This is a genomic window from Staphylococcus sp. HMSC34G04 (genome assembly GCF_001838765.1).
In the GTDB taxonomy this organism is placed as follows: Bacteria; Bacillota; Bacilli; order Staphylococcales; family Staphylococcaceae; genus Staphylococcus; species Staphylococcus epidermidis.
Genome location: NZ_KV838751.1, coordinates 12,716 through 14,817, shown reverse-complemented (window position 1 = coordinate 14,817; position 2,102 = coordinate 12,716). Strand labels below are relative to the sequence as shown.

The 2,102-nt window shown below is 24.7% G+C and carries 2 protein-coding genes; both read right to left on the bottom strand.

The annotated features are described in order from the left end of the window. Nucleotides 1-295: 295 nt before the first annotated feature. Complete coding sequence (locus HMPREF3241_RS09380) at nucleotides 296-964, bottom strand: DUF5079 family protein (RefSeq protein WP_002475281.1); 669 nt, start codon at nucleotides 962-964, stop codon at nucleotides 296-298. 604 nt (nucleotides 965-1,568) lie between these two features. Continuing rightward, nucleotides 1,569-2,102 (bottom strand): DUF5079 family protein (locus tag HMPREF3241_RS09375; RefSeq protein WP_070853623.1); only part of this gene is annotated, 534 nt, incomplete at its 5' end.

Sequence of the window (2,102 nt, the reverse complement as noted above, 5' to 3'; positions counted from 1 at the left end):
AATAAACCAATATTTACACATCCTTAATCATTATCATATACCTTTGCTTTGATTTCACACTAAATTTCTAAAATATTATATGTTCAATTCATATATGTTGTAATCTTCCATTTTAAAAAAATACTGATACTCATTAATACAAACAAAGTCTTTTTGAGATATTATAAGTAGTGTGGGTATATATCTTTATCAATAAAAATTCATTTACCATATCTAAATTTTCTAATCAGTTTTTCTTTATTAATTTCAAATGTTATTTTGACATAATAGGGCATGATAAGCATACCTAATTCCATTATAATTTCAGCCCGTCTTCTCTAATATCATTCATTAAAACTGCTAAATAGAAATATACTCGTCCCATTATTATGTGTACGCCAAATAAAAAGAAGCAGCCTACCCAAATAACTATACTTTTACCTGAGTCACTAGGAGAAATAAATGAAATATATATCAAAGCAATAAATGATAATAATATTAAAAAAACTCCTGAAATTTTTAATACTATATATTGCTTATTTCCAAACATTTCAAATTCTGAATAGCAAAATATAAATAACCCTGTCATAGAAATTAGAATTATACTTGCAATTATAATCCAATATTTAAAAGCTTCTACGTCTACACCTGAGTAATAAAAAATATCAGCTGAACTTATCAAAAAAGGAATATTATATCCGGCTAAGATATTAATTAGCATATAGACACATACTCTTTTCTTATAGTTATTTCTATTAAAATCTGCCAATATTTTTCCTTTTTCTTGTAAATATAATATGAGCCATAAAAATAATGATATGGCTAAATATATTTTCATATAATTAGGGACTGTTCCCTCCATACCAATAAAGCAATATAAAAATATATAAAATGCAAATATTATAAAATTTACTAATGCAAAACCTATTAAATAAGAATTTTTAATATTGTTTATACTTAAAACTTGTAAATTTTCTTTATTCATTATACAAAACTCCTATGAAAATACAGTTTTTGTTTAATTAATATACTTGCTTTATAGCAGGCGATTGTTAAAGTATTTAGAATCTCCAAATATCTGGATAATTAAATGACCTCCATCATCATCTTGTAATTAGTATTCTCTTCCAACTGTTCATTGTTCATATGGATTACATGCGCCATTTTTAAGTAATCGATCTTCCACATATACCTCTTTAATTCAGTCTTTGTAATCCATCAAATACACATGTCCTTGCAGTGTTGTATATTTGATGTTTGTTTTGCCTTCACTCTAAAATACTTTATATGTAATTATTTTACATTGACTAATCATTCTCATATACATTTGTTTTAATTCTATACTACATTTCTAAAATATTATACGTTTAATTCATATATATTGTAATCTTTCATTTAAAAAATAAAAATTATATATTTATACTCACTAATACAAAAAAGTCTTTTTGAAATATTATAAGTAGTGTAGGTATATATTTTTATCAATAAAAATTCATTTACCGTATCTAAATTTTCTAATCAGTTTACTTCTTTATCAATTTCAAATGTTATTTTTACACAATAGGGCATGATAAACATAACTAATTCTATTATAATTTCAGCCCATCTTCACTAATGTCATAATTTAACAGACCTAAGTAAAAATATGTTCGTCCAATAAGCAAATGGCTACAAAATAACATTATCATTCCCATCCAAATCGTACTATTTTCTTCAGAATCAACAGGAAGAATTAATGATACATACAACAATAGTCCAAATGATAATAAAATAGTTAAAATTCCAATCATTCTAATAAAACTACCGTTTTGGATACCGAACATCTCAAATTCACCTAGACAAAATAAGAATAGACCTATAGCAGAGACTATTATGAGCCCACAAATTAACAACCAATATGTAAAAGTATCGTCTCTAGAATCTGCAAAATAAAAAGCATAAGCAGAACTAATTAAAAATGGAATGTTGTATCCTGAAAGTAAATTGATGCTCATATATGTTGCAACTCTGAACTTATAATTTTTCCGATTATAATTCTTAAAAATATACTCACGTTCTTGTAAATAAAGAATCAGCCATAATAATAATGACACTATTAAATATATTTTCATATATAATGGCAT